Source organism: Clostridium sp. AM54-37XD (assembly GCF_003478225.1).
Lineage (GTDB): Bacteria > Bacillota > Clostridia > Lachnospirales > Lachnospiraceae > Coprococcus > Coprococcus ammoniilyticus.
The window spans coordinates 36,933-58,798 of the sequence record NZ_QUEV01000014.1; the positions used below are offsets into that span (position 1 = coordinate 36,933).

Consider the following 21,866-nt stretch of genomic DNA (forward strand, 5'->3'; position numbering starts at 1 on the left):
TTCTGTATATCTTTTTATTTCTACTCCTGAACATAGGAATACAGTTCATTATTTCCCTGACTCATGGCAGCTTCATATTCTTTTCTTGATACCCGGACTTCTGTATCCAGTACCGGATCATAATAACGAACCGCTTCACTGTTATAGCTTACGACCATTACATATCTTCCATCATTGATACGACTGATAACCGGAATACCATTACTGATATATCCAAATACCAGATCCAGCGAGATTCCTGAAATATCTGCTCCCGGATATTTTCCAAGCTCTGTCAGCACCTGTACCGGATCTGTACCGGATGCTTTCATATCTTCATATGTGAGATCAGTCACACCCTCATAGATCAGTGTCATATATACACAATCCCACAAGGATGCATCCACACTGCCGGAGCTTTGGTGATAGATTGACGATGCGATCGTATTATAAGCCTGCATCTCCGACTGCTGTATACGATTTCTCCATCCTTGGAAACAACAATACCTGCGATCTGCGTTGCCCAGTTGATTGCATCTCCTGCCTTTTCATAGATTCCGGTCAGTCCCAGATTATCATATACCATATAGCCTGCATATTCATCTTCTACCGTGATCAGCATATCTGATGAACGATCTCCCACCGTGTTCTTTGTGATATTCAGATACGGAATATAGGTCAGATATATGTTTGACGGTACTGTAAAATACAGCTTCGCAATTCCTGATGTTGTTTTTGTCGTGATATCAACTCGTTTTACATCGTCGCTTTCTTTATAGGTGATAAAGTCATCCTCTGCCAACCGGAATCTGTCTGTTTTCTTGGATCCTTTGGTCATATAGATCAGATCATCCTCTACGCTGATATCTATGATATAATTGTCGTCCTTCTGATATTCTTTGATCTGGTTTCCATTTTCATCCACGATAAATAATTTGTATGATGGGATCCGGCTGTATACCTTTTCACTCAGATTCTTTTTTGCAAAGGAATCTTTATCTATAGAAATATCACTGTCAGCCGTATTACAGATCCCATATATCAGATCCCGGTTCTTAAATCCATAGCAGACCAGACTCTTTCCTGCTCCCGCATCCAGCGTATAGGTCTGTCCGGTTGCAAAATTAACCAGCGTCAATGTCGCATTATCGGCTGCCTGATCCGATGAATCATATGCCATTACCTGCATATCATCGGATACATATACATGATCGAGCGATACATGATCTACATAATAGGATAACTGTTTTGCTTCCACGTTAATACAGTTCACCTTGTTGCCAAGCATAAAATAAAAGTTTGTTCCATCATAATAGGTCAGTCTGGACACTTCATCTTTCATGGCTGCATATGGTTCATTACATTCTGCAAATACCAGCTCCGTAACCTCCTGCTCTGCTGCATCGTAAGAACACAGACTGATTCCCAGCTTTCCTTCATGAGCACCACGGTTCATATAGCCATATACTGCAAATATCATATTGCCATCATCGTCCATGGAGATCATATTGATACCATAATTGTTGTATGTGTTTCTGACATTTTCCACATCATCCATCCAGAATCCAAATACCATGGAGATCTGATTTTCTGAATAATTATACAGCCAGAGCTGTCCGTTTCTGACAAAACCGATTTTCTTATTATCTGAGCTGTAACGATAATCCAGCTTTTCGTCAAGAACAACCCCGATCTCATACACATTATTTTTATTATCGACACCTGTCCGGTTGAAATACTCGTCGATATAACGATCAAAGTTCATAACGGATATTGTGCCTGCGTTATCTGCTTCCCCGGTATCCTCTGATGCTTCAGCATCCTCTGCTCCGGTGGCTGTTTCTGTATCGTCTTCTGTCTCTGGCTCTTTATAGCTGACACGATAATATTCCCTGACCGAATAATAATCTGACTCGCCATCGGTGTTTTCTGCCATGGTCACATAATCCAGTTCAATTACTGCATAATTGACATCAATTTCCTTGATCTGTGGAATGATCGAAGTTATCCGAACCGGATTCACTCCACTCCAGACAAGCTCTTTGTAGCTGCTTGTCAGATTCAGATGTCCCATAGAAAGGCTGTCATCATCCTGTCCTTTGTATGCCTGCATGTATGGATAGATAAAGGATCCTTCTTCATTTGCCTCGTAGTCAAATGTCGAAGCATTAAACTGTTCCACAAAGTCCAGAAGCTCGGACGCATGATAATTGTCATTTACAACGATACGGGTATAGTAGCGTACGGTCTGTCCATCCGCTCCATCTAATTTGAATATCAGCATGTATTCCGTATCCGGCTTGATATCCATACGGATATCAATATCAAATATCCGGTATCCATTCTCCTCTGTATCGGATGTCAGATCTCCGTTCTCGATCAGAGAATCGCTTGAGATCGACCGCAGCTCATAGCTGTAGGTCTTTGCATAACCATTTTTGTCATCTACTGCAAACGTTACTTTTTTGTCATCTGTCACCGGAGTAATACAGTCACGAAGCATCGTTGTATCGACTACGGTTGTATAGCCATGAAGGCAGTTGATATATCTGCCCTCATAGTCTACATATACTAAAGGCAAGGTGGCATTTTCCATCTCCATTGCCAGATTCTTATACTGTCTATTCTGAAATTTATCAACTAAAAAAATAGTAATCACAAAGAAAACTGCCATTACTATTATTCTTATAACAAGTGTTCCTATTTTCTTCACAGGTAAAATCGTCTCCTACATCTTCTGTAGCGTTCCCGTCTACAGTAAAATTCATTACAGATCAATGTTTCTATCAGATTCCGCATCATGCAGTTACCACAGCCTTTTCCTTTTGGAACATACGGTGGTTCAGATGGCGCAGCCTCCATATCCAGATGAATATCTACATATGGATCCGGAAGCTCTGCATAGACATCCCGTGCGATCTTACGGATCACCTCCGGATCTGGATATTCCGCAAACATCGGGCTTCCTGCATATTCTAATTTATCACATTCTTCTTCCACCATTGCACTGATACGCCGTACCCGTTCCGGATACATTTCCTTCAGATAGGCCCAGTCCTTTTCTGCTCTTGACTGTTCCTCATTTGGATCATCCGGCAGCAAAAGCCCCGACATGCTCCGTGTCAGATTATATACATTTCCATTTTTTATCAATCCACGGATATTCGTATCCTTTCTGTCATATGGAATGTATTTAAATTCATTCTGCATATAAATCTCCCTGCCTGCATTCTTATTCCTATATAGTATATATGCAGACAGAGAGATTATGTTACTGCCATTTCTTATTTGAACTGAAATTAATCACCAAATGAGATACCTAATGTCTTTGCTGCAAGAACGGTATCATCGTCCGGAGATACATATTTGAGTTTTCCTGCTGACTCTGATAACGGAATCGCAGTTACTTTATTGTCCTTGAATACAACGAGTTTTCCAAAATCCTTTGCTTTGATCAGCTCGGCTGCCTTTGCCCCGAATCTGGATGAAATCACTCTGTCATATGGACATGGGCTTCCGCCTCGCTGTGTATGACCAGGAATCGCAATGCGGATATCCTGTGTTGTGAACTCCTTGAGCTTGTCCGCCATCTCATATGCAACAGATGGATACGGAGAATTTGCAATTGCTTCTTTTCTCTTCTTCTTTGGAAGCTCTGCAACCTCTTTGGAGATTGCTCCTTCTGCTACTGCAACAATCGTAAATCCTTTATTATTCTTTGTTCTCTTGTCGATTGCCTCGTATACCTTCTTGATATCATACGGAATCTCAGGGATCAGGATAACATCTGCTCCACCTGCAATACCGGCATGTAATGTGATCCAGCCAACCTTATGACCCATAATCTCTACGATAAAGATACGGTTATGGGATGCTGCTGTTGTATGGATACAGTCAATCGTCTGTGTTGCCACATCTACCGCACTCTGGAAACCAAATGTCATATCGGTTCCCCAGAGGTCATTATCGATCGTCTTTGGAAGACCAATTACATTTAAGCCCTCTTCACTTAACAGATTTGCTGTCTTCTGGGAACCATTTCCTCCTAATACACATAAACAGTCCAGTTTGAGTTTTTTATATGTGTCCTTCATGGATTTCACCTTATCAAGACCATCCTCTGTAGGCTCACCCATAAGCTTAAATGGCTGTCTGGAACTTCCAAGAATCGTTCCACCCTTTGTCATAATGCCTGAGAAGTCATCCGGCATCATCTTGATATACTGTGCTCTCATCAAGCCCTTATATCCATTCAGGAAACCATAGATCTCTACTTCATCAAATAACTCGTACAATCCTTTTGCTACACCACGCATGGTTGCATTCAGTGCCTGACAATCGCCACCACTGGTAAGTAATCCAACTCGCAACATCCCTAAACACCTCTTTCTTCTTTTTTATGTAAAATGCTATTTAATTGTCCCTATAAATATACGCGTCCTTCCAATGCCCGGAGCAGTGTCACTTCATCAATACATTCCAGATCTCCGCCAACCGGTACACCGCTTGCGATCCTACTGACCTTGATCCCTGCCGGTTTGACCAGCTTTGATATATACATCGCCGTTGCTTCTCCCTCCGGACCGGAGCCTGTTGCAATAATCAGCTCATCCACATCCCCCTGCAACCGCTTCATCAGTTCTGCGATCTTGATATCCGCAGGTCCGATTCCGAGTGCCGGATTGATCACTCCATGAAGAACATGATATACACCATCGTACTGATTCGTCCGCTCATATGCTGCAAGATCTCTCGGTGTTTCTACCACCATGATCACCTTATGATTCCGATTTGCAGATCTGCAGATCGGACAAAGATCACTGTCTGTGATCGTATAACAGTTATTGCAGTATCGAATCTTCTTCTTTGCATTTACGATTGAATCGGCAAGTGCCTGTGCTCGTTCTTCCGGCATACTGATGATATAAAATGCCAGCCTTTGTGCTGTCTTTGCTCCGATACCGGGAAGTCTGCCAAGCTCTTCGATCAGACGGTTTACTTCTCCACCATATATATCCATTAGAACGGTAAGCCTCCAAGACCCATACCGCCGGAGATCTTATTCATATTCTCCTGATAATCTTCATCCTGCATACGGAATGCTTCATTTACTGCAGAAATGATCAGATCCTCTAATGTCTCGATATCATCCGGATCAACAACCTCCGGATCCAGCTTGATCTCCATCAGTTCTTTCTTACCGGAAACCTTTGCTGTTACAACGCCGCCACCAACGGAAGATTCATAGATCTTATCCTCCAGCTCCTTGGTTGTTGTCTCCATCTGCTTCTGCATTCTCTGTGCCTGCTTCATTAAGTTGTTCATATTGCCAGGCATCATACCCATGTTATAGCCGCCTCTTTTAGCCATCTTATATATCCTCCTTGATTCTTAGCTCTTTTTTATATTTTTATTCATACTGAATAGCAAAATTAATCTTCGACAAGTCATTCGCCTCGATCTCCTGTGCCGCTTCACTATTCTTCGACACGACCTTCAGTTCGATCTTCACCTGTCTGCCGGTCACCTGTTCGATGTGCTCTCGCAATGCCGCCATCCGCTCTTTTCCTTCAAAATAAGCGATTGCCTGCTTGTTCTCTTCATTCTGGACATATGCCAGATACAGACCATCTCTGGCTTCGTTCATATTGATCCTTGCTTTTTCCAGAAACTTCTTCGTAATATTCTGATATCCTTCCATAATGATATCCCATTGTTCTACGAATTCTTTTAATTCATTGTAATTTGCTTCCGGAAGTTCTTTTTTCAGTTGCTCGGACAGCTTCTTCGATGCCGCTTCTATCTCTGCACCTCCCATCGCAGGTGCATTTCCTATCTGCATTCCTTCCTGCTTCAGTCTTGCACAGATCTGATCCAGCAGTTCCTGTGATACTGCTCCGGCTCCCTGCACTGCCTCGCCTGCCAATGCTGTAACGCCTGCCGATGCCGAGCTTCCTTCACCGTTATTATTCCCGCTAACCACCGATCCGGCGGCTCCATTCTCTAACTTCTGTTCCAGAACTCTGACCCGGTCAAGAAGCGCGCTGTAATCGGTTTCCATCTCAGGCTTGCATAATTTGATCACTGCAAGTTCTAAAACAATACGCTTCTGTACTGCATATTTGATATTTGCAGAGGTATCCGAAAATATATTGATATACCGGATAAGTGCATCTGTTTCGAGCTGTGCAGCAAGCTGTCTTAACCGTTCCAGATTCTCCGCCGACATATCAAGCTTCTGATCAGCCTCCGGTGAAACCTTCACCAACAATACATTTCGAAGGAACCATGTAAATTCTGATACAAATCTGGACAATTCCCGTCCCTGCCATACTACCTCATCCACCAGATCGATGGCACCGACAACATCCAGCCGAATCACACAATCTAACAATCTGGCAAATACATCGATATCAACTGCTCCGATCGTATCCAGTACATTTTCATAAGTAAGCTCCTTGCCAATGTTGAATGCGATACACTGATCCAGAATACTGAGTGCATCACGCATTGATCCATCTGCAGCCTTGGCAACGTAATCAATTGCTTTTTTCTCTGCCGCAATCTGTTCTCTTCCAAGCAGCTCCATCAGACGGTCACTGATTGTTTCCACCGAGATCCGCCGGAACTCGTATTTCTGACACCTGGAAGATATTGTGATCGGAATCTTATGGGATTCTGTTGTTGCAAGTATAAAAATGACATAAGACGGTGGTTCCTCCAATGTCTTTAACAGAGCATTAAACGCTCCCTGTGTCAGCATATGAACCTCATCTATAATGTATACCTTATATTTTCCTTCTGATGGTGAATACTGTACTTCCTCCCGGATCTGACGGATATTATCCACACCATTGTTTGATGCTGCATCAATCTCGATCACATTCATAGATGATCCATCTGCGATCGCACGACATGCCGCACATTCATTGCATGGGCTTCCGTTTACCGGATGCTCACAGTTTACTGCTTTTGCAAACAACTTTGCTATCGATGTCTTTCCGGTTCCTCTTGTTCCGCAGAAGAGAAATGCATGTCCGATCCTGTTATTTATAATCTGATTCTTTAGTGTTGTTACAACATGATCCTGGCCTTTTACTTCTTCAAAAGTATCCGGTCTCCATTTACGATATAATGCCATATAAGACATGACGGTTTCCTCCAAAATACAACTAAAGATATTATATCCGAAATGGTGATTGATAGCAATTATTAGTTTTTGTCCTCTTTTAAATAATATATCCATAATAGCGCACTTATTTACTTTACAGGGCAGCCTTTTCTATATAGTAAAAATGCCGGACGCCTCTGTTTCAGGCATCCGGCATTGGAGATGAACATGAAGTTCACGAACGAGCCATATTATATAATTTTAAAAGTACCGTTTTCATTCTGTCAATGTTCCCTGTTTCCCGGTCTATCTTTTCCATGTTTTCCCTGCCGTCTTTTTATGATCACAAGAATTACTGCGCCAAGCATTGCTCCAAACCCGATATATGAAAACAGGATCACTCCTGACGAGTCACCGGTTCTGACCGGTGGTTTCTTCCTGTCCCCGGTGTCCGGTTCGGTCGTCAGCTCTGTTGTAGTTTCTGTTGTGATCTCCGTCGTCTGTTCAGTCGTCAGTTCGGTTGTAGACTCGGTTGTGGTTTCCGTTGTGTCCTCGGTCGTAATCTCGGTTGTCTCCCCAGTTGTGGTTTCTGTTGTCAATTCGGTCGTGATCTCCGTCGTCTGTTCGGTTGTAGACTCGGTTGTGGTTTCCGTTGTGTCCCCGGTCGTAGCTTCGGTTGTTGTCTCCGTTGTGTCCCCGGTCGTGGTTTCGGTTGTCGTCTGTTCTGTTGTATCTTCCGAAGACTGATTTTCATATGTACCAAGCTCCCGGATTGTCTCTGCATTATCAATGTCCACGATCTGACGCTGCATTATTACAAATCCCCGGTTACCTTTACAAGGCAGCTCCTCGATCATGTAAGTTCCCGGCAGCAACGCTCCCAGATCCGCTTTTTCTGTTTCTGAAGCTTCTCTTATGGATGTGTTTTCTTCGCTTTTTGTAGCTCCGTCTGCCATAATATCTTCATCGAAAACTTCCCTCTGTGTACTCTCATCTCCACAAAACCAGATCCCGGCTGTCATATCATATTCCTTCCATGCACTTTCTTCCTGCGTCTGGTTGTATTCATAGATAACATCATTGATATTGAATTTACCACTTTCCTTGCGTCCGGCCGAATCAAAACGTCCATTTGCTCCGGTTACCGCAATATGGCTCTCAACAGGATTTCCTGCTTCATCCAGCAACGAAATACGAAATACGATTCCCTGCATGGATTCTCTGGTTCCTGCATTGATCTTGTCAAATGCAATATCCACCCGTTCTGCCTGCTCGTACACCTTTATCAGTTCCGCTTCTATGACATTCCCACTCTCCACAGAAAAAGTCTGCAGCTCTTTATTCGGATTTCCTGCATCCAGATGAAGTACAATTTCATTTCCGGTAATTTGCTGTTTCTCTCCTGTCAGTCCGGTTACTTCGATATACCCCTGTCCATGTCCCGGCAGCATATACCCCTTTGGTGGCTGGTATTCTGTTATGACCACGGTTCCAGCCGGAAGAATTACTGCACCTGTCTTTTTATCCGTAAATAGAGGATCACTCTGTCCGGTAAGATAAGCTGCATCCAGCTTTGCCTCATAACTTCCGGTCTGCTCGTTATATACTGTCTTAATATACCAGGTTCGGTATGCAGCAGATGCTGCCAATTCTGTTTTTTGCAGGAGTCCCTTATAATACCGCACCTGAAAGACTGCATCCGCAAGAGATGCTCCATATTTTACAGTTCCGGTTCCATTCTCTCTGTCATATTTTGTTAGTGACAGTTTTCCCTGATATACCATTTCTTTCTCTGCAAGCTGCATGGTTGCATTAATCTTGTTTTCCACCGTATCCGGGGATATACAAATATAATGCACATCCGCATCCAGTTTGTAATTTTTTGGAGCACGCTTTTCCTTTACTGCATACCAGCCAAATGGCAATCCGGTAAAACAATGCTTACTCTTATCTGCCTGAATGGAAACGACCTCTCCTGATATCATTCGGAATGCATTTCCGGTTCCGCAGGAATTCCTAATCTCCGGTATTCCGATCACGGTATTTGCCGCATTCATTTTTTCTGTCGTAAATATGCCAACCTGATTTTCTTCTTTATATGGAGCATTCTTTCCTGACACCATATAAACACTATATTCTGCATGTAATAACGAATATGCTGTATTTTCATCCGTCCATTCTTCACCGGCGCTCTTCTTTTCCAGATACAGTTCTCCGGTATTTGGCTGATCTGTAACTTCGATCACATGCTCGATCTCTTTTTTTCCTGTTTCTCTTCCGCCACTGGACAGACATTCTTTTTTTACCGGATCTGTATTCAGCCTGTAATAGCGGTTTGTTTTTGTTTCCTTTGCATAATAGCTTCCACATGGTAGTCCGGAGATCGTATCTGTCCCTTTTTTCTTAAGCGAAACGATCGTTTTATTTCCTCCGGTCGGAATAAATTTCGTGTTTATATCTGTAACAATTCCCGTTCCATCCTTTTGCACTGTAAATGTACCTACATAGAGATTTCCGGTTCCCGGCCTTCCATTCTTGTCCGCCATGTATACCTGATACTGAATATCGGCAAATGTATATCCACCCATATCGGAAATTTCTTTCATCGCACTGCTTTTATGAAGCTGAATTCCGATCGTAATCGGCGATTCCAGTACATCGATCTGCTGCTTGGGATATTTCTCCAAATTTTCTGAAACTCCGATTCCACCATCCTCCTTATCCAGATAGATCCACTTCTGATAGTAGGAAGCCGCTTTTTTATCCTCTTTATTTACAATATAACCTCCGGCATAGGAATATTCATTTCCATTCCACCCTTTCTTTTTCCCTGTTTCCGCAATGTAATACCAGCAACCAACCGGAACTCCGCGCACTTCATATATCCGGTTATCAGAACCATATACCGGATAATATCCTGCATCCGAATTATATTTTGTAACAATTCCTTTTCCGGATGCATCGGTTGTAAAGGTGCAGACATAAGCATCGGTTGATGTATCATTCTTTTTCCCAACCTTATACACATTATATCTGGCTCCCTGCAGACTATATGCATCCGTTTTGCCATCTGCTCCTGTAAGTTCCGGAGAGTCACTGGTTTTTTGAAGACTGAGCCCGCCCCGGACATTCTGAATGACAAACTCATATTCCAGCTGGTTATCTGTAATTTCATAATAATGGTCTATCGCGGGCAGATATCCTCTTGCCAGTGCCAGTTCAGCATCCTCATGCAGCATATAATAGCCCGGTGGCAGATTGTAGATATTCCGGCATGTGGATCCATCTATATCCTCTCCGGCATAATTACTTTTTGCTCCATAAAATCTGCCTTTTTCCGTAATATAAGTTGGCACACCTTTTCCTTTGGAATTAACCGTATATGTTCCGATCTTTACCGCTTTCCCCTCTGACAGATCTGCAAATGGCTCGTCCAGTTTATAAAGGTAAAATTTTATTCCTTTCAGATTATTCAAGGAACCATCACCAAGCTTTGTCAGATGCAGTTTTCCGGTTTTTAATTCACTTCCCCAGTTAATCACCATCTCCATTGCATATTCATAAAGCACACCTGCAAAGCAGGTCTGAATCTCTTTGTTGTCCGGGCAGACAGCATAAGCTGTAAACCCATCCCGTTCGGCAAAGGTCTTTGACAGTCTGCTCACACCCTTCTTATCCGTACCGGCAGTAAAGAAATATCTGCTTCCTGCCTTTAATACAGCTTCTTCTCCTGACCGGTATGCTTTCCAGTCCGTATCTGCAATCGAACCTTTCCAGTCCGTACATACCCACAGTTTAATATCTGTATCCGGCACTATGATACGAAACGCATTCTGACCTCCTGTGACCGTACGCATCTTCGTTCTTTTTGCATATACTCCATCCGGAGACACAGTGCTTAACAAACTCTCTTCTTCCATGTGTATGGTATACCGGTATTTCCATCGCGTCTCCGGCTGCCCCGGTGATATATCAATCTGCTCTGTCTTTGGAGTTTCTGTTCCGATCCGGATCTCTGCCTGTGCTCTCGTATATGGAACTTCTCCGCTCATGCTTTTTCCATGATGCCGGATAGCATTCAGATTATCCTGTAATGCGCTTTGAGACTGCCTGTTCTTATATCCCTGATACAATGCTTTCCGGATATCGGCTGTTAACAGTCCGCTGCCTGCATGTATATAACCATCTGTCGTATCATCACTGTATACAGTTGCTGCTGTTCCCTGCAAATGCTTTCCATCCGAAACATATTCTCCATACCACGGAACATCCAGCTCCTTGTCTCCACAATATACGGAAAACAGCTTCTCACAATCCGTAATACTATGATACCTGAAGATCCGGAAATCTCTGCAGGTATCTCCCGCTTTTGTTCTTCCCAGTCTGTATCCAACGACAAATTCTGAATATAACATCGGAAAGGACATTACCGTCGCCAATGCATCTATATTAAATATATACGACTTTTTCTCTTTCTTTATTTCTACTTTCATATCCGGAGTATATACATCTCTCGATATAGCATCTGAGATCGTAGCGATCTGTTTTGCCTGATCTTCATATGATAATGCTATATCCTGCGTGGTCATCGCATCTGCATCTTCCGAGGTTGCTCTGTCGGTATCTTCTGCAGCCACCCCATCTACAGCTTTCGCAGCCACCCCATCTGCATCTTCCACAGTTGCTCTGTCTGCATCCTCCGGAGTTGCCCTGTCTGCATCCGTATCCGTTGCTGTCGCATTCTTTTCAAACAACTGCGTTACCGCCTGCTCCGCATCTCCTCCCATGGATGCTGTCTGAAGGATCGCATGGAATGGCAGATTTATCAGCAGAAGAATTCCCACCAGTACGATCAGTAAAATTTTATTTCCGTATTGTTTCATATATTTCTGTCAGCTTCCCAGAAAAAGCTGTTTCCTCCTTCCTATATTTGAGCCCGCAGCTCATATTCTATATTCCCAAATGAAATAATATCTCCGGGCAATACCACTGCCGGATAGTCCACTCGCAGTGGATAACCATTTACATATGTCCCATTTGTCGAACCCATATCCTCCAGTACATATTTATGATCGACATATCGGATCCTGCTATGAACCCGACTCACAGACTTATCGGAAATACAAAAATCTGCCATATCCCCACGTCCAATCAATCTTGGAAGTGTATCCAGACAGATCACCGGATTCGATGTAGCTTCCGCTTGCCCTCCAACCGGAACTAACATGCATACCGGATCGGTTGCCGGAAGTATGGTTGTCTCCTGTTGTGTATCACCGGCTGTGGGTTGTCCATTTCCATCCGCTGCTGCCGGAAATATAGTTATATCCTGTTCCTGTATACAAGGTTCAACAACCTCCTCTTCTTTTTCAGTCTGATCTGTTAAGAACAGCTCCATCCAGACAAATAATTCCACTGCCAGTAAGATGCATACACCGAATAAAGGTTTCATATGTTGGATCCGTCCATTTGCCCGGTACTGCATCCATCCATAGCTGATCCCAAACAACGCCGTTGCAAGCATACAGGCAATAACGACCGTCTTATACACGATCGTCCGAACCGATGTCTTATCATCGTCAATGTCACTCTGTACTATCGTCCTGTTCCGGTTCGATTTCTTCCATTTATTCCGGTTTGGTTCTTTTCTCAAAAATGCAGCCAGTCCTGCTGCCTCTTCCTCTTCCTCAGTTTTGCCCGTTTCTTCCGTTCTATATATATCTGTATTTCCCGTACCATCTGTATCGCCGCTTTCTTCCGTGCGGAATTCTGTAAAAAAATCTACCAGCTTTTCAAGATCATAATTTGCATCCATGATCTTCTGATACAGATCATATACCCGGTCACTGCCCGCCCGGTCTGCATGATCCATCCTGCATATCATCTGATCTAACAGCCTCCGCATCTGCTCCCGGACCCCACTCTGATATCCCGGAAGATAGATAAAACCAAAGCATTTCTGCGCTATATCATAAAAGATACAATCTTCCACCAGGATCAGATTATTAACGGACAGCAAATATCTGCCAAGCTGGTGAAATACCATAACCAGTTCCTGAAACAGTTGTAATATAAGCACCGGAGTTATCGTGATCGTCTGCTCTATTACTGCAAATTCTGTCAGTCCGTTAACCTCATAACAAGGAATCGCATCTCCATCTATGAACATCACGTTAAATGGAAGAACATATGGGATGAAGTTGTTCTGAAGCATTTTGGTTTCATAGGAGACCTGATAATCGGTGTCGGTAAGCATCAGATATACATTTATCCCATCAGTGTCATAATGTTTTTCCATACAACTGCCACCTCCTGAGATTATTGCTGATATCCCGGATTTCTTTCTCAATCTTTACTTTTCTCTGTGTTGCCTTTTTATCTGTCAGCAGTCCAATTCCCGGGTGCAGCTCTTCATATTTGATAACTGCATCTATGGTTCCTGTTATACCGGAAAGTAACGCATTTCCAGAAGGACGAAAGCGCACGCTTGTTTCCAGTTCATCCAGATGCTGCATGGATGGCCTGACCATCTGATCTAACGCCTGATTCAATGTATCCTCTGCGCTGTTTCCACTTCCAGACATATATCGTTCCCGATTACAGACCACATGATATGCCTCGCCGGTTGCAATTCCGTTATTCAACTGCACAATCATCATATTGATAACAACAAATATAACAGTGATCACGATTGGCATAATAATGCACATTTCGATCACGATCGTTCCACGATCATCCTTTTTCCCAGAATTCATATCTTTCACCTTTCCTGTTCCTGCACCCTTACAAGAATTTCATCCGTTACCACAGTTGCTGCATGGTGGTATGTTTCCAACATTCTTTTGTTTGACACGCATAACCGTTCGTTTTAATCCAGAACAGGAAACAGAGAGATGGTATCGGTCTCCCGTCTCCGTTATATATACCGTTCCATCCGTCGTCCTGCCCTCCGCACACCGCTCACAAGGAGACAGATTCTGATACCTATCAGAAAGCTCTCCATCCGGAATCTGCCGGATCGTAAGTTTTATATGATAACAGGTTCTGCTGGTATGATAGACCTCTCCGGTCTCCGTGATATAAACGTATCTATTTTCTTCTGTCTCATTATTTTCTAATTGCATACCGATAAATGCACGCTGCCGGATCTGTTCCTGAACCTTCCAAGTCAGTTCTCCAAAAAATGGGACATTGATCTGCAGTTTATATCGCAGCTTAAGATCAATGCAGCCATCTGCTTCACTGTAAGCTGATCTTGTAACCAGAATCCCTCCGGTTCCACCCACAATACAGGAAGCATCCACCGGGGATATATCCAGATAATGCTGCAGTCTTTCTTTTGCTGTCAGAACATTGACACCGTTCCCCGGTAAATCCACTGTTTTTTCATCCTGTACATATGAATACGCATATTGATATTCCGCCAGGCACTGCGCAGTGTCCTGCATGGCATCATAGACGATCAACCGTGTCTGCAACAGATTTCCCATCCAGAAAAACACAACTGCTGCCATGATAAAAAGCGGCAGGATCAGGGCTGCCTCCACCGTGCACTACCCTCCTGCCTGTTCCATATACAAAATATCCTCTGAAAGAAAGGAATGGTCTTATACACTCTCTTACCATACTGTCTGCTCAAATGTTTTCTGTTCAGGTCTTGGAGAGACGGAGAAATTCTTTTGATTTTATTATTTTTGGAAATGGAATATGCCACCGCATGGATAATAGACTGCAGCCAAAATATATAATAAGAGAGCATATAACACCATCCTTTCCATCTGATATTTCTATGTTTTATATTTAATAAACTGCACTGACCGAAGTTGCATACGACCGTTTCCCTTTTGTAATATCAATATCGATCGTAAATGCATCCACACAGTTTGTAATAAGAAATCCATCCTGGACAAGTGCAGTATTTAATTGGATCAGATCACACATCCGATAGTACATTCTGTTATTCTTCTCTGCTAATAACAGCATCAGAAACGCTTCATAATCCAGTCCTTTTTCTGTCTGACCGGATGCCGGCTCTACACTGGTGAGATTCCCTATATGCGCAAGATCCAGCTTCCAGTCTGCTGCCTTCTTGATCAGGGGAATCTTTCCTCCCGCCAACAATGTCCGTATCTCAAGTATCGTTTCTCCATAGGAAAAACAGGCTGCAAGCAGATATTTTGCTGCTCCATATGTAATGCCCGGTACAAGTGCAAGTGTCGCTGCCATACTGCTTATTTCCGCCATTTTCTCTGCATCCGATAACAGTACCGCCATATTAACCGGAAGTCTGTGAAGTATGATCTGGTTTACAACACAGGTCAGATTATCATAGTCATTGTCCTTCCCTGCGATCAGATATTCCACTTCACACTGGAATACGCAGTTATCCAGCTCCGCGTCCGTAACATTTTTAAAGCACTCCATCGCGTAAAGAATCCCATTGATATCCGTGCCTAATTCCGATTTTCCTGTCCCACGAACCTTTCCAAGCTCTGCTTCCAACCGGTCAATATCCGAAAAAGAAGTGTCCATGCTCTCCTGAACATTTTCCTTTCCACATGCAGTCGATGGTACATCCTGCATGGATACTTTCGTTTGTGATACAGATTTTCCGGATGGAAGAACGAGCTGTAGCAATCCGATCCCAAGCTCCTGTTCCAACAGTTTTCTGGGATCCTCTCCCTGCCAGTTACCTTCCTGTTCTGTTTCCTCGCTCTTTCCATTCCGTATCTCCTCTGCTACCTCTTCAGCATCCGCATTGTCATATGCCAGATCTTCACTTATCGTTTCCAGTGCCTTTGTTTCCAAATACAGCGTCATATATTCCTCTATCTGTTTTTTTAAGTCATAGCAATCATCAGCAACCACCGTTCTCACATCTGTCAGGCAGGCATCCTCTACAGCAAATCCATAGCCGGAGAGTGTATAGTCCATATAATCAGATACCCGTTCCTCCAGCATTCCTTCACCATAACCCATATAGCTTTTATCCAGTAATAACAAGTGATACCGATCAAATATCCGGGACTGGTACTCTGCCTGTATATGGAGGGATGCACCACGGGCAGCTTCTGCCACCCGTGCCCTGTTCATGTAGATTCCTGTAATCTCAACTGCTGCCAGAAATAATCCCAGCAGGCTGACCAGCACCAGACTTAAAAATACTGTAATCTGTCCGTTATTTTTCAAATCTGCAGAGTCTCCTTACTAATAAATCTTCTTCGCACTCTTACCGATCGAGGTCCAGATCTTGTTCACAAGACTTGTAATCTTCTCCTGAAAGATAAGTACCATGGCGATCAATACAACTGTGATCAAAAGGATCTCTACAACTCCCATTCCACTTTCATCTAATAAAAAATTCTTCACATTTCTCATACTCTTTATTGTCAGCAATGACTATTCCACTGCCGTTTCCTCCTTCTTTTTGTTCTTTTAAAATCCCAGCAATGCCGGGGCTATCACTATGATCATTACAATTCCTAACTGAAGAATCATCGGAAATAAAAGCTTTGTTCCCGCCTCTTCTCCTTTTCGTTTTGCCAGCTCCTTTTTTAACTGCAATGCAGCAGCCTCCTCTTCTGCCAGCAGATTCAGGATATCCCTTGTCCCTTTTTTGATATTCTGTGACAAAAGAGTAAATATCTTCTGATAAACCGGAAGGCCCAGCCGGTTGCTCAGCCGGTAATAGCCTTCTGTTTCCGGAATTCCCGACTGTATCTCATTCAATGTATAATTCAGCTCCTCTGCCAGAACCGGGCTGTCACTTTGCACCACAGCTCTACTCAGAGACCCCTTCACCGTTAATCCGGCTCCCATATAAAGGCTCATCAGATCCACAAAAGATGGGTACGCCATAAGCAACTCCTCATTTCTCTTTTTCTCCTTCGTCCGTATATCCGAATATTCTTTATAGACGAGCAAAATACTGAATATCCCTCCAAGAACAAATACCAGTACCGGAAGCCGCATCGTACCGGTATGCTGCAGATGATATCCCGCAACTGTCTCCGGAAGAACCAATGATGAAGTATCTGACTTACGCTGTAGCATATCTAACGCCTCCTGAATCGTCTCTATTGCCTTTTCCGTCTCATTCTTTTCCCTGCCTGCAACCTTTACAGGATAGTTCTGGATGCCGAAAAATCTTCATAAGACAGAGTTGCCACCAGATTTACAAGAACCGGTTCATCCAGCCGATGATCAATGATCTCGCCTCGGTAATCAACAATATCGCTTTCATCTTCAATCTCCCATGAAACCCGGAGTCCCAGTTCATCAACAGAATCGATCAGCTCCAGATCCTCCGTAATATGATCTGCATTCTCGTTTGTTCCCAAATATACGGAATCAATGTAAGCAAATCCTTTATCAAAAGCCTCTTCAATGCTCTCTGCATCATAGGTCAACGGAAGCACATCCACAGATATCATCTGCTTTTCACCATTGATCTCTGTTTCCAACTGCGTGACTGTTTCATCTCCACCGTAGGATTCCCTGTTCAATACAATCGAAGTCTTTGTCCGGTTCATATATACTGCCAGACCAACGGATAAGACCAATGTTCCAAAAAATACCAGCAGACTGTTCGACAGGATTCGGATACAATATTCCTCACATAACCGAGTCAGTTCATCCTCCGGTACAACATGGATCTTTCGCATCCGTTCCCGGATCGTTCTCATATTCAAAAACCTATGTATCTTCCGGTACAGAAAGCTGCCAACCGGTCTTTTTAATTCTCTCATCATCCATCACACTCCAATATTGATCAGTTTTCTGCTCCAGAAATATGAAATGATTCCTGCCAGCAGACATAATGTCATCACGATCCGACCTGCCACTCCTTCATATAAAATACAGATATAACTCTGGTTCACCATACGAAGATATCCAATGATCAGAAAAGGAATGACCAGCATGATCCTCTGTTCATACCGTTTTGCTGCGATCATAGTCGCAATCTCCATTTCCACTTCTACCTTTCGGGCAATTCCAGCCGCAGTCGTTTTCATGATCTGTACCATATTGCCGCCTGTCCTTTTTGCCACAGCAACCAGTTGGGAAAAATTATGGATCTCGCGGATACCGGAGCGTTCTCCAAAATCCGCAAGAACATCTTCTATGTTCTTATGTAAGCGGATCTCATGCATGATCAATACAAGCTCCCGGACGATCAGCGCATCTTTTCCGTATGTCCGTGTCAGCTCCTCATGTGCTGCTATAAAAGCATTCTCAAATGAATATCCGACGCTGAGACTGGCGGCAAGTGCCTGCACCATATCCTTAAACTGAAGATATAATTCCTGCTGCCTCCTCTTCCTTTTGTATTCTTCAAACAGCCTTCGCACATATACACCCGTGGGCAGCATCAGAATCAGCGGAAGAAATGAATCATAAAATATAATGCATACCACTGCTGCCGCAACCAGATATCCCATTCCAAAAACAATGTTTTCCATCAAAGATAACCGGTATCGTGTATAATCTGTTTTCACATCCTGGCCCCTCCTTTCCTATTCCAGCCCTGCCCGTTTCAATTTCTCCTTGTTCTGCAAAGCTGCCTTCTTTTTCAAATATCCCTGAACGGTTTTCCTGCCTTTCTCTGCCTGTTCTTCAAATTCATAAAGTGACGTCAACTGAACCTGTCCATTCTCTATTCCTGTTACTTCACAGATCTCTGTTACCTTTCTGGATCCATCCCGGAGTCTTCCCAGATGAATGATAATATCCACAGCCGAAGCGATCTGCCGCCTAACAGCTTCCATCGGAAGTTCTATTCCCATCAGCACCATAGATTCCAGCCTTGTGATCATGTCATATGCTGAGTTTGCATGGCCGGTCGAAAGACTTCCATCATGCCCGGTATTCATTGCTGTCAGCATATCGATCGCTGCCGAATCCCGGACTTCACCTACGATCACCCGGTCCGGCCGCATACGAAGACTTGCCTTGATCAAATCCCGTATCGTGATCGCATTTTCGCCTTCCACATTGGAATTTCTGGTTTCCATCCGTACCAGATTCTCCACATCACGCAGCTGCAGTTCTGCCGAATCCTCGATCGTGATGATCCGTTCGGTCTTTGGTATATAATCCGACAGCGCATTCAGGAATGTCGTCTTTCCTGCTCCCGTTCCTCCTGATACAAATATGTTGTATCTTGCCTTTACCAGCAGCTTCAGGAATCCGGCAGTTTCCTCATCTAAAGCCCCAAGTTCAATCAGCCTTTCCATCGTCATTTTCTCTTTTGGGAACTTACGGATCGTCATGGTCGGTCCATCAAGGGCGACCGGTGGCAGCACCACATTCACTCTGGAACCATCCGGCAGTCTGGCATCTACGATCGGGACTGCTTCGTTCACTAAGCGGTTACATCCGGCTACGATCTGCTGAATAATCGATGCCAGACGATCTTCGCTCTCAAAGCTCTGGGAAAAGGACTGAATACGTCCATCTTTCTCTACAAAGATCTGATCGTACCCATTGATCATGATCTCCGTTATGCTGTCATCCTCTAACAAATCTGATAACACATCCATCCGTCTGACCGCATTGAACAATTCCTTTCTCAACCGAATCCGTCCTTCCAGACTGACATATCCGATATCCGGATGTTCCAGAAGCGATCGGTCGATCAGTTCCAGAACCTTCTCATCTATGATCTCCTGAGACATATCCAGTTCTTCCAGAACGTGCTCTTTTAATTTCTTTCTGTCCTCTGGGCTTATATCCCCACCAGCCTTCCCGCCAATTGCATCATCTCCGCACTGTCATATGCATGATCCGGTACAACGACCTGCTGCATCCGCATGACTACCTTCTGTAATTCCTGTTTCTCCAACAATCTTTGAAATGCCGCAACCTTTTCTTCTGCATACCCGCCATCCAGAACCGGAACAAATACATGATCGAACTCACCAAGTATCGTAATATCTCCAAGCACGCTGCCATCAATATCAAATACGATCGTTGTGTATCGTCCATATGCAATCAGCTTCTTTATGAACCAGCTCACATCCGACCGGTTCAGTTCTCTGATATCCAGATATACTTCCGGTGACGCGATCATGCTAATCCCTCCTTCCACAACCACACTTTTATCCAGATATTCAAAAATCTGCCCTGATTGTATTCGGATCAAATATGCAAGCTCAGACATACCACAAGTCTTATCCGTTACTGTCTCCGAAGTTTCCTGCTTCCTTTCTCCATATGCTTCCATCCCGATATACAGCCCACCACGTACCTCGTCCATCAGGCAGATGCTTTTTGCCAGTCTGGTCTTACCCGACCTGCCGATTGGGGAGATAACTGCATAAGTCGCAAATAACTCCCATTTTCCTTCTGCCTCCTCCGCTTTTATGATCCTCAACACCCGCTTCAGTATTTCTTCCACACTCAGATACCGGTAAATTGCTTCTTTCTCCGTCTTATCCGGTGCCTGCTCCGCCAGCTTGATCGTACAAATATTTTTTCCTTCCGGAAGTCCTACGATCACAGGCATCATGCTTTCTTCATACAACAGCGCATCTAATGTGTGCTCCTTCAGATAATTTTCCAATCGTTCTTCTGTCGAAAATGCCATTGCGAAGAATGGATTTCTTTTATCTGCATTAATGTAATTCATCAACCCGATCACATAGTTTGATTCCATTCCAACTATGCCAAGTTTTAACTGCCGCACTTTTTCCTCCTTTCCCAGCTTCTTTCTTCAAATATCAACCCCATTGGCAATACAACAGACATCCCAGTAATATTGCCATGGAAAAATGGATCTTATTCCTTCGGTGCCGTCTTCGTCTTCGATGCTTCAGCCATGGGATCCATACATTCTTTACCATATACAGCAAAGACAAAACCCCACCAAACAGAAACGAATACAGAACGATCCGCCAGACCTCCATTCCGATAAATGCACCAAGGGCTGCAAACAGCTTGATATCTCCGGCTCCCAGGAATCCAAATTGATACAGAAGGAACAGCAATGCAACCGGAAGGACAATACCAAGTACCACCTGTATGCCTCCCATTCTCCAGCCCTCTCTCTGGATCGTCACAAATATCCCGGTTTCCATCCCGATCAATACCAGCCAGTTCGGAATCCTCCATGTCTTGAAATCCAGAACTACTGCTGCACTTACCAACAGGATCATTAATGTCTTCTCAAAAACAAACGCTGTATCACTCTCCTTTTTTTCATTTTTCTGATGTCCTGCCATCAGCGTATCCATACGTTACCATCCCGAAAAAACATTGTAAATACGCAGAAAATAAACTAATTTTTACCATTCTTAACTTGACACAATCATTTAATATCTGTCAGTTTTGCACACATTTATCTATCCCTTTTCAGGCAACAAAAAAAGACCTGCCGTAACAGATCTTTTTCTGATTCTTATGTAATTTCTGAAGTTTGTGCTTCTTTTTGTCATATACGCATTTTGCAGATATTTATCTGGATTTTTGCATTTCTCTGACCTTATGCACTCACTACCGGGATACTTCTTCATTCTGCGGAACCGCTTCCGGCTGGGATGTCGGTGCAACTGCAGGTACGGATTCCTGTACAGGTCCTGCCTGTGGAGCAGGTGCAGGATTCTGCTGTGGTGGCATCTCATTCATCTGTGGTGCCATACCCTGTGGTGGCATTCCGTTCATCTGTGGTGCCATACCCTGTGGTGGCATTCCGTTCATCTGTGGTGCCATACCCTGTGGCGGCATTCCGTTCATCTGTGGATTATACATGCCCTGCTGTGGCATTCCATTCATCTGT

At 43.7% G+C, this 21,866-nt stretch carries 19 protein-coding genes and 1 pseudogene; all 20 read right to left on the bottom strand.

Annotation, left to right across the window (positions count from 1 at the left end; genetic code table 11):
- Positions 1-20 precede the first annotated feature (20 nt).
- The gene (locus DXA07_RS11710) at positions 21-440 is read right to left on the bottom strand and encodes a hypothetical protein (RefSeq protein ID WP_147352514.1); all 420 of its coding nucleotides are present in this window, start codon (positions 438-440) and stop codon (positions 21-23) included.
- On the bottom strand, positions 353-2,692 hold the full coding sequence (locus DXA07_RS11715) for a hypothetical protein (RefSeq protein WP_118484728.1): 2,340 nt from the start codon (positions 2,690-2,692) through the stop codon (positions 353-355). Before DXA07_RS11715 ends, DXA07_RS11710 begins: the two co-directional genes overlap by 88 nt.
- Positions 2,689-3,189: a hypothetical protein gene (locus tag DXA07_RS11720; RefSeq protein WP_021944220.1), complete on the bottom strand. Its 501-nt coding sequence runs from the start codon at positions 3,187-3,189 to the stop codon at positions 2,689-2,691. The genes DXA07_RS11715 and DXA07_RS11720 overlap by 4 nt, the downstream gene beginning before the upstream one ends.
- Positions 3,190-3,278: 89 nt before the next feature.
- Complete coding sequence (locus DXA07_RS11725) at positions 3,279-4,352, bottom strand: 6-phosphofructokinase (protein WP_021944221.1); 1,074 nt, start codon at positions 4,350-4,352, stop codon at positions 3,279-3,281.
- Between the two features lie 50 nt (positions 4,353-4,402).
- On the bottom strand, positions 4,403-4,999 hold the full coding sequence (gene recR / locus DXA07_RS11730; protein WP_021944222.1) for a recombination mediator RecR: 597 nt from the start codon (positions 4,997-4,999) through the stop codon (positions 4,403-4,405).
- Complete coding sequence (locus tag DXA07_RS11735; RefSeq protein ID WP_008400312.1) at positions 4,999-5,349, bottom strand: YbaB/EbfC family nucleoid-associated protein; 351 nt, start codon at positions 5,347-5,349, stop codon at positions 4,999-5,001. Before DXA07_RS11735 ends, recR begins: the two co-directional genes overlap by 1 nt.
- 40 nt (positions 5,350-5,389) lie before the next feature.
- The gene (gene dnaX, locus DXA07_RS11740) at positions 5,390-7,129 is read right to left on the bottom strand and encodes a DNA polymerase III subunit gamma/tau (protein WP_117822531.1); all 1,740 of its coding nucleotides are present in this window, start codon (positions 7,127-7,129) and stop codon (positions 5,390-5,392) included.
- Positions 7,130-7,374: 245 nt separating this feature from the next.
- The gene (locus tag DXA07_RS13115) at positions 7,375-11,973 is read right to left on the bottom strand and encodes a prealbumin-like fold domain-containing protein (protein WP_173783998.1); all 4,599 of its coding nucleotides are present in this window, start codon (positions 11,971-11,973) and stop codon (positions 7,375-7,377) included.
- Positions 11,974-12,014: 41 nt separating this feature from the next.
- The gene (locus tag DXA07_RS11750) at positions 12,015-13,388 is read right to left on the bottom strand and encodes a DUF6382 domain-containing protein (RefSeq protein WP_117808575.1); all 1,374 of its coding nucleotides are present in this window, start codon (positions 13,386-13,388) and stop codon (positions 12,015-12,017) included.
- A complete protein-coding gene (locus tag DXA07_RS11755; protein WP_117808574.1) occupies positions 13,372-13,845 on the bottom strand; it encodes a hypothetical protein in 474 nt (157 codons plus the stop codon). The genes DXA07_RS11750 and DXA07_RS11755 overlap by 17 nt, the downstream gene beginning before the upstream one ends.
- Before the next feature lie 39 nt (positions 13,846-13,884).
- Entirely contained in the window at positions 13,885-14,637 is a 753-nt protein-coding gene (locus DXA07_RS11760; protein ID WP_118484732.1) for a TadE family protein, read from the bottom strand.
- A gap of 253 nt (positions 14,638-14,890) precedes the next feature.
- Entirely contained in the window at positions 14,891-16,279 is a 1,389-nt protein-coding gene (locus tag DXA07_RS11765) for a DUF5702 domain-containing protein (RefSeq protein ID WP_021943397.1), read from the bottom strand.
- A gap of 18 nt (positions 16,280-16,297) precedes the next feature.
- Positions 16,298-16,468 (bottom strand): Flp1 family type IVb pilin, encoded by a 171-nt coding sequence (locus DXA07_RS11770; RefSeq protein ID WP_117784748.1) that lies wholly within the window; start codon positions 16,466-16,468, stop codon positions 16,298-16,300.
- A 57-nt stretch (positions 16,469-16,525) separates the two neighbouring features.
- Positions 16,526-17,143, bottom strand: coding sequence for a type II secretion system F family protein (locus tag DXA07_RS11775; RefSeq protein WP_118484734.1), 618 nt, complete (start codon positions 17,141-17,143; stop codon positions 16,526-16,528).
- A 65-nt stretch (positions 17,144-17,208) separates the two neighbouring features.
- Positions 17,209-17,841 carry a hypothetical protein gene (locus tag DXA07_RS11780; RefSeq protein ID WP_118484735.1) on the bottom strand — a complete coding sequence of 211 codons (633 nt, stop codon included), beginning with the start codon at positions 17,839-17,841 and terminating at the stop codon, positions 17,209-17,211.
- 3 nt (positions 17,842-17,844) lie between these two features.
- The gene (locus DXA07_RS11785; RefSeq protein ID WP_117808572.1) at positions 17,845-18,588 is read right to left on the bottom strand and encodes a type II secretion system F family protein; all 744 of its coding nucleotides are present in this window, start codon (positions 18,586-18,588) and stop codon (positions 17,845-17,847) included.
- Positions 18,589-18,606: 18 nt separating this feature from the next.
- Positions 18,607-19,767 carry a CpaF family protein gene (locus DXA07_RS11790; RefSeq protein WP_117808571.1) on the bottom strand — a complete coding sequence of 387 codons (1,161 nt, stop codon included), beginning with the start codon at positions 19,765-19,767 and terminating at the stop codon, positions 18,607-18,609.
- Between the two features lie 50 nt (positions 19,768-19,817).
- Positions 19,818-20,777 (bottom strand): hypothetical protein, encoded by a 960-nt coding sequence (locus DXA07_RS11795; protein ID WP_117808570.1) that lies wholly within the window; start codon positions 20,775-20,777, stop codon positions 19,818-19,820.
- Positions 20,778-20,811: 34 nt separating this feature from the next.
- A complete protein-coding gene (locus DXA07_RS11800) occupies positions 20,812-21,324 on the bottom strand; it encodes an A24 family peptidase (RefSeq protein WP_117808569.1) in 513 nt (170 codons plus the stop codon).
- Positions 21,325-21,583: 259 nt separating this feature from the next.
- Positions 21,584-21,866: pseudogene (locus tag DXA07_RS13795) on the bottom strand (hypothetical protein); the annotation flags it as partial.

Bases quoted from the DNA above. Each gene is read 5' to 3' on its own strand.
- DXA07_RS11780 (WP_118484735.1), bottom strand. From the start codon at position 17,841: ATGATGAGAGAATTAAAAAGACCGGTTGGCAGCTTTCTGTACCGGAAG.
- DXA07_RS11735 (WP_008400312.1), bottom strand. From the start codon at position 5,349: ATGGCTAAAAGAGGCGGCTATAACATGGGTATGATGCCTGGCAATATG.
- dnaX (WP_117822531.1), bottom strand. From the start codon at position 7,129: ATGTCTTATATGGCATTATATCGTAAATGGAGACCGGATACTTTTGAA.
- DXA07_RS11755 (WP_117808574.1), bottom strand. From the start codon at position 13,845: ATGAATTCTGGGAAAAAGGATGATCGTGGAACGATCGTGATCGAAATG.
- DXA07_RS13115 (WP_173783998.1), bottom strand. From the start codon at position 11,973: ATGAAACAATACGGAAATAAAATTTTACTGATCGTACTGGTGGGAATT.
- DXA07_RS11790 (WP_117808571.1), bottom strand. From the start codon at position 19,767: ATGTCTCAGGAGATCATAGATGAGAAGGTTCTGGAACTGATCGACCGA.
- DXA07_RS11775 (WP_118484734.1), bottom strand. From the start codon at position 17,143: ATGCTACAGCGTAAGTCAGATACTTCATCATTGGTTCTTCCGGAGACA.
- DXA07_RS11770 (WP_117784748.1), bottom strand. From the start codon at position 16,468: ATGAGAAATGTGAAGAATTTTTTATTAGATGAAAGTGGAATGGGAGTT.
- DXA07_RS11750 (WP_117808575.1), bottom strand. From the start codon at position 13,388: ATGGAAAAACATTATGACACTGATGGGATAAATGTATATCTGATGCTT.
- DXA07_RS11800 (WP_117808569.1), bottom strand. From the start codon at position 21,324: ATGGATACGCTGATGGCAGGACATCAGAAAAATGAAAAAAAGGAGAGT.
- DXA07_RS11720 (WP_021944220.1), bottom strand. From the start codon at position 3,189: ATGCAGAATGAATTTAAATACATTCCATATGACAGAAAGGATACGAAT.
- DXA07_RS11710 (WP_147352514.1), bottom strand. From the start codon at position 440: ATGCAGGCTTATAATACGATCGCATCGTCAATCTATCACCAAAGCTCC.
- recR (WP_021944222.1), bottom strand. From the start codon at position 4,999: ATGGATATATATGGTGGAGAAGTAAACCGTCTGATCGAAGAGCTTGGC.
- DXA07_RS11725 (WP_021944221.1), bottom strand. From the start codon at position 4,352: ATGTTGCGAGTTGGATTACTTACCAGTGGTGGCGATTGTCAGGCACTG.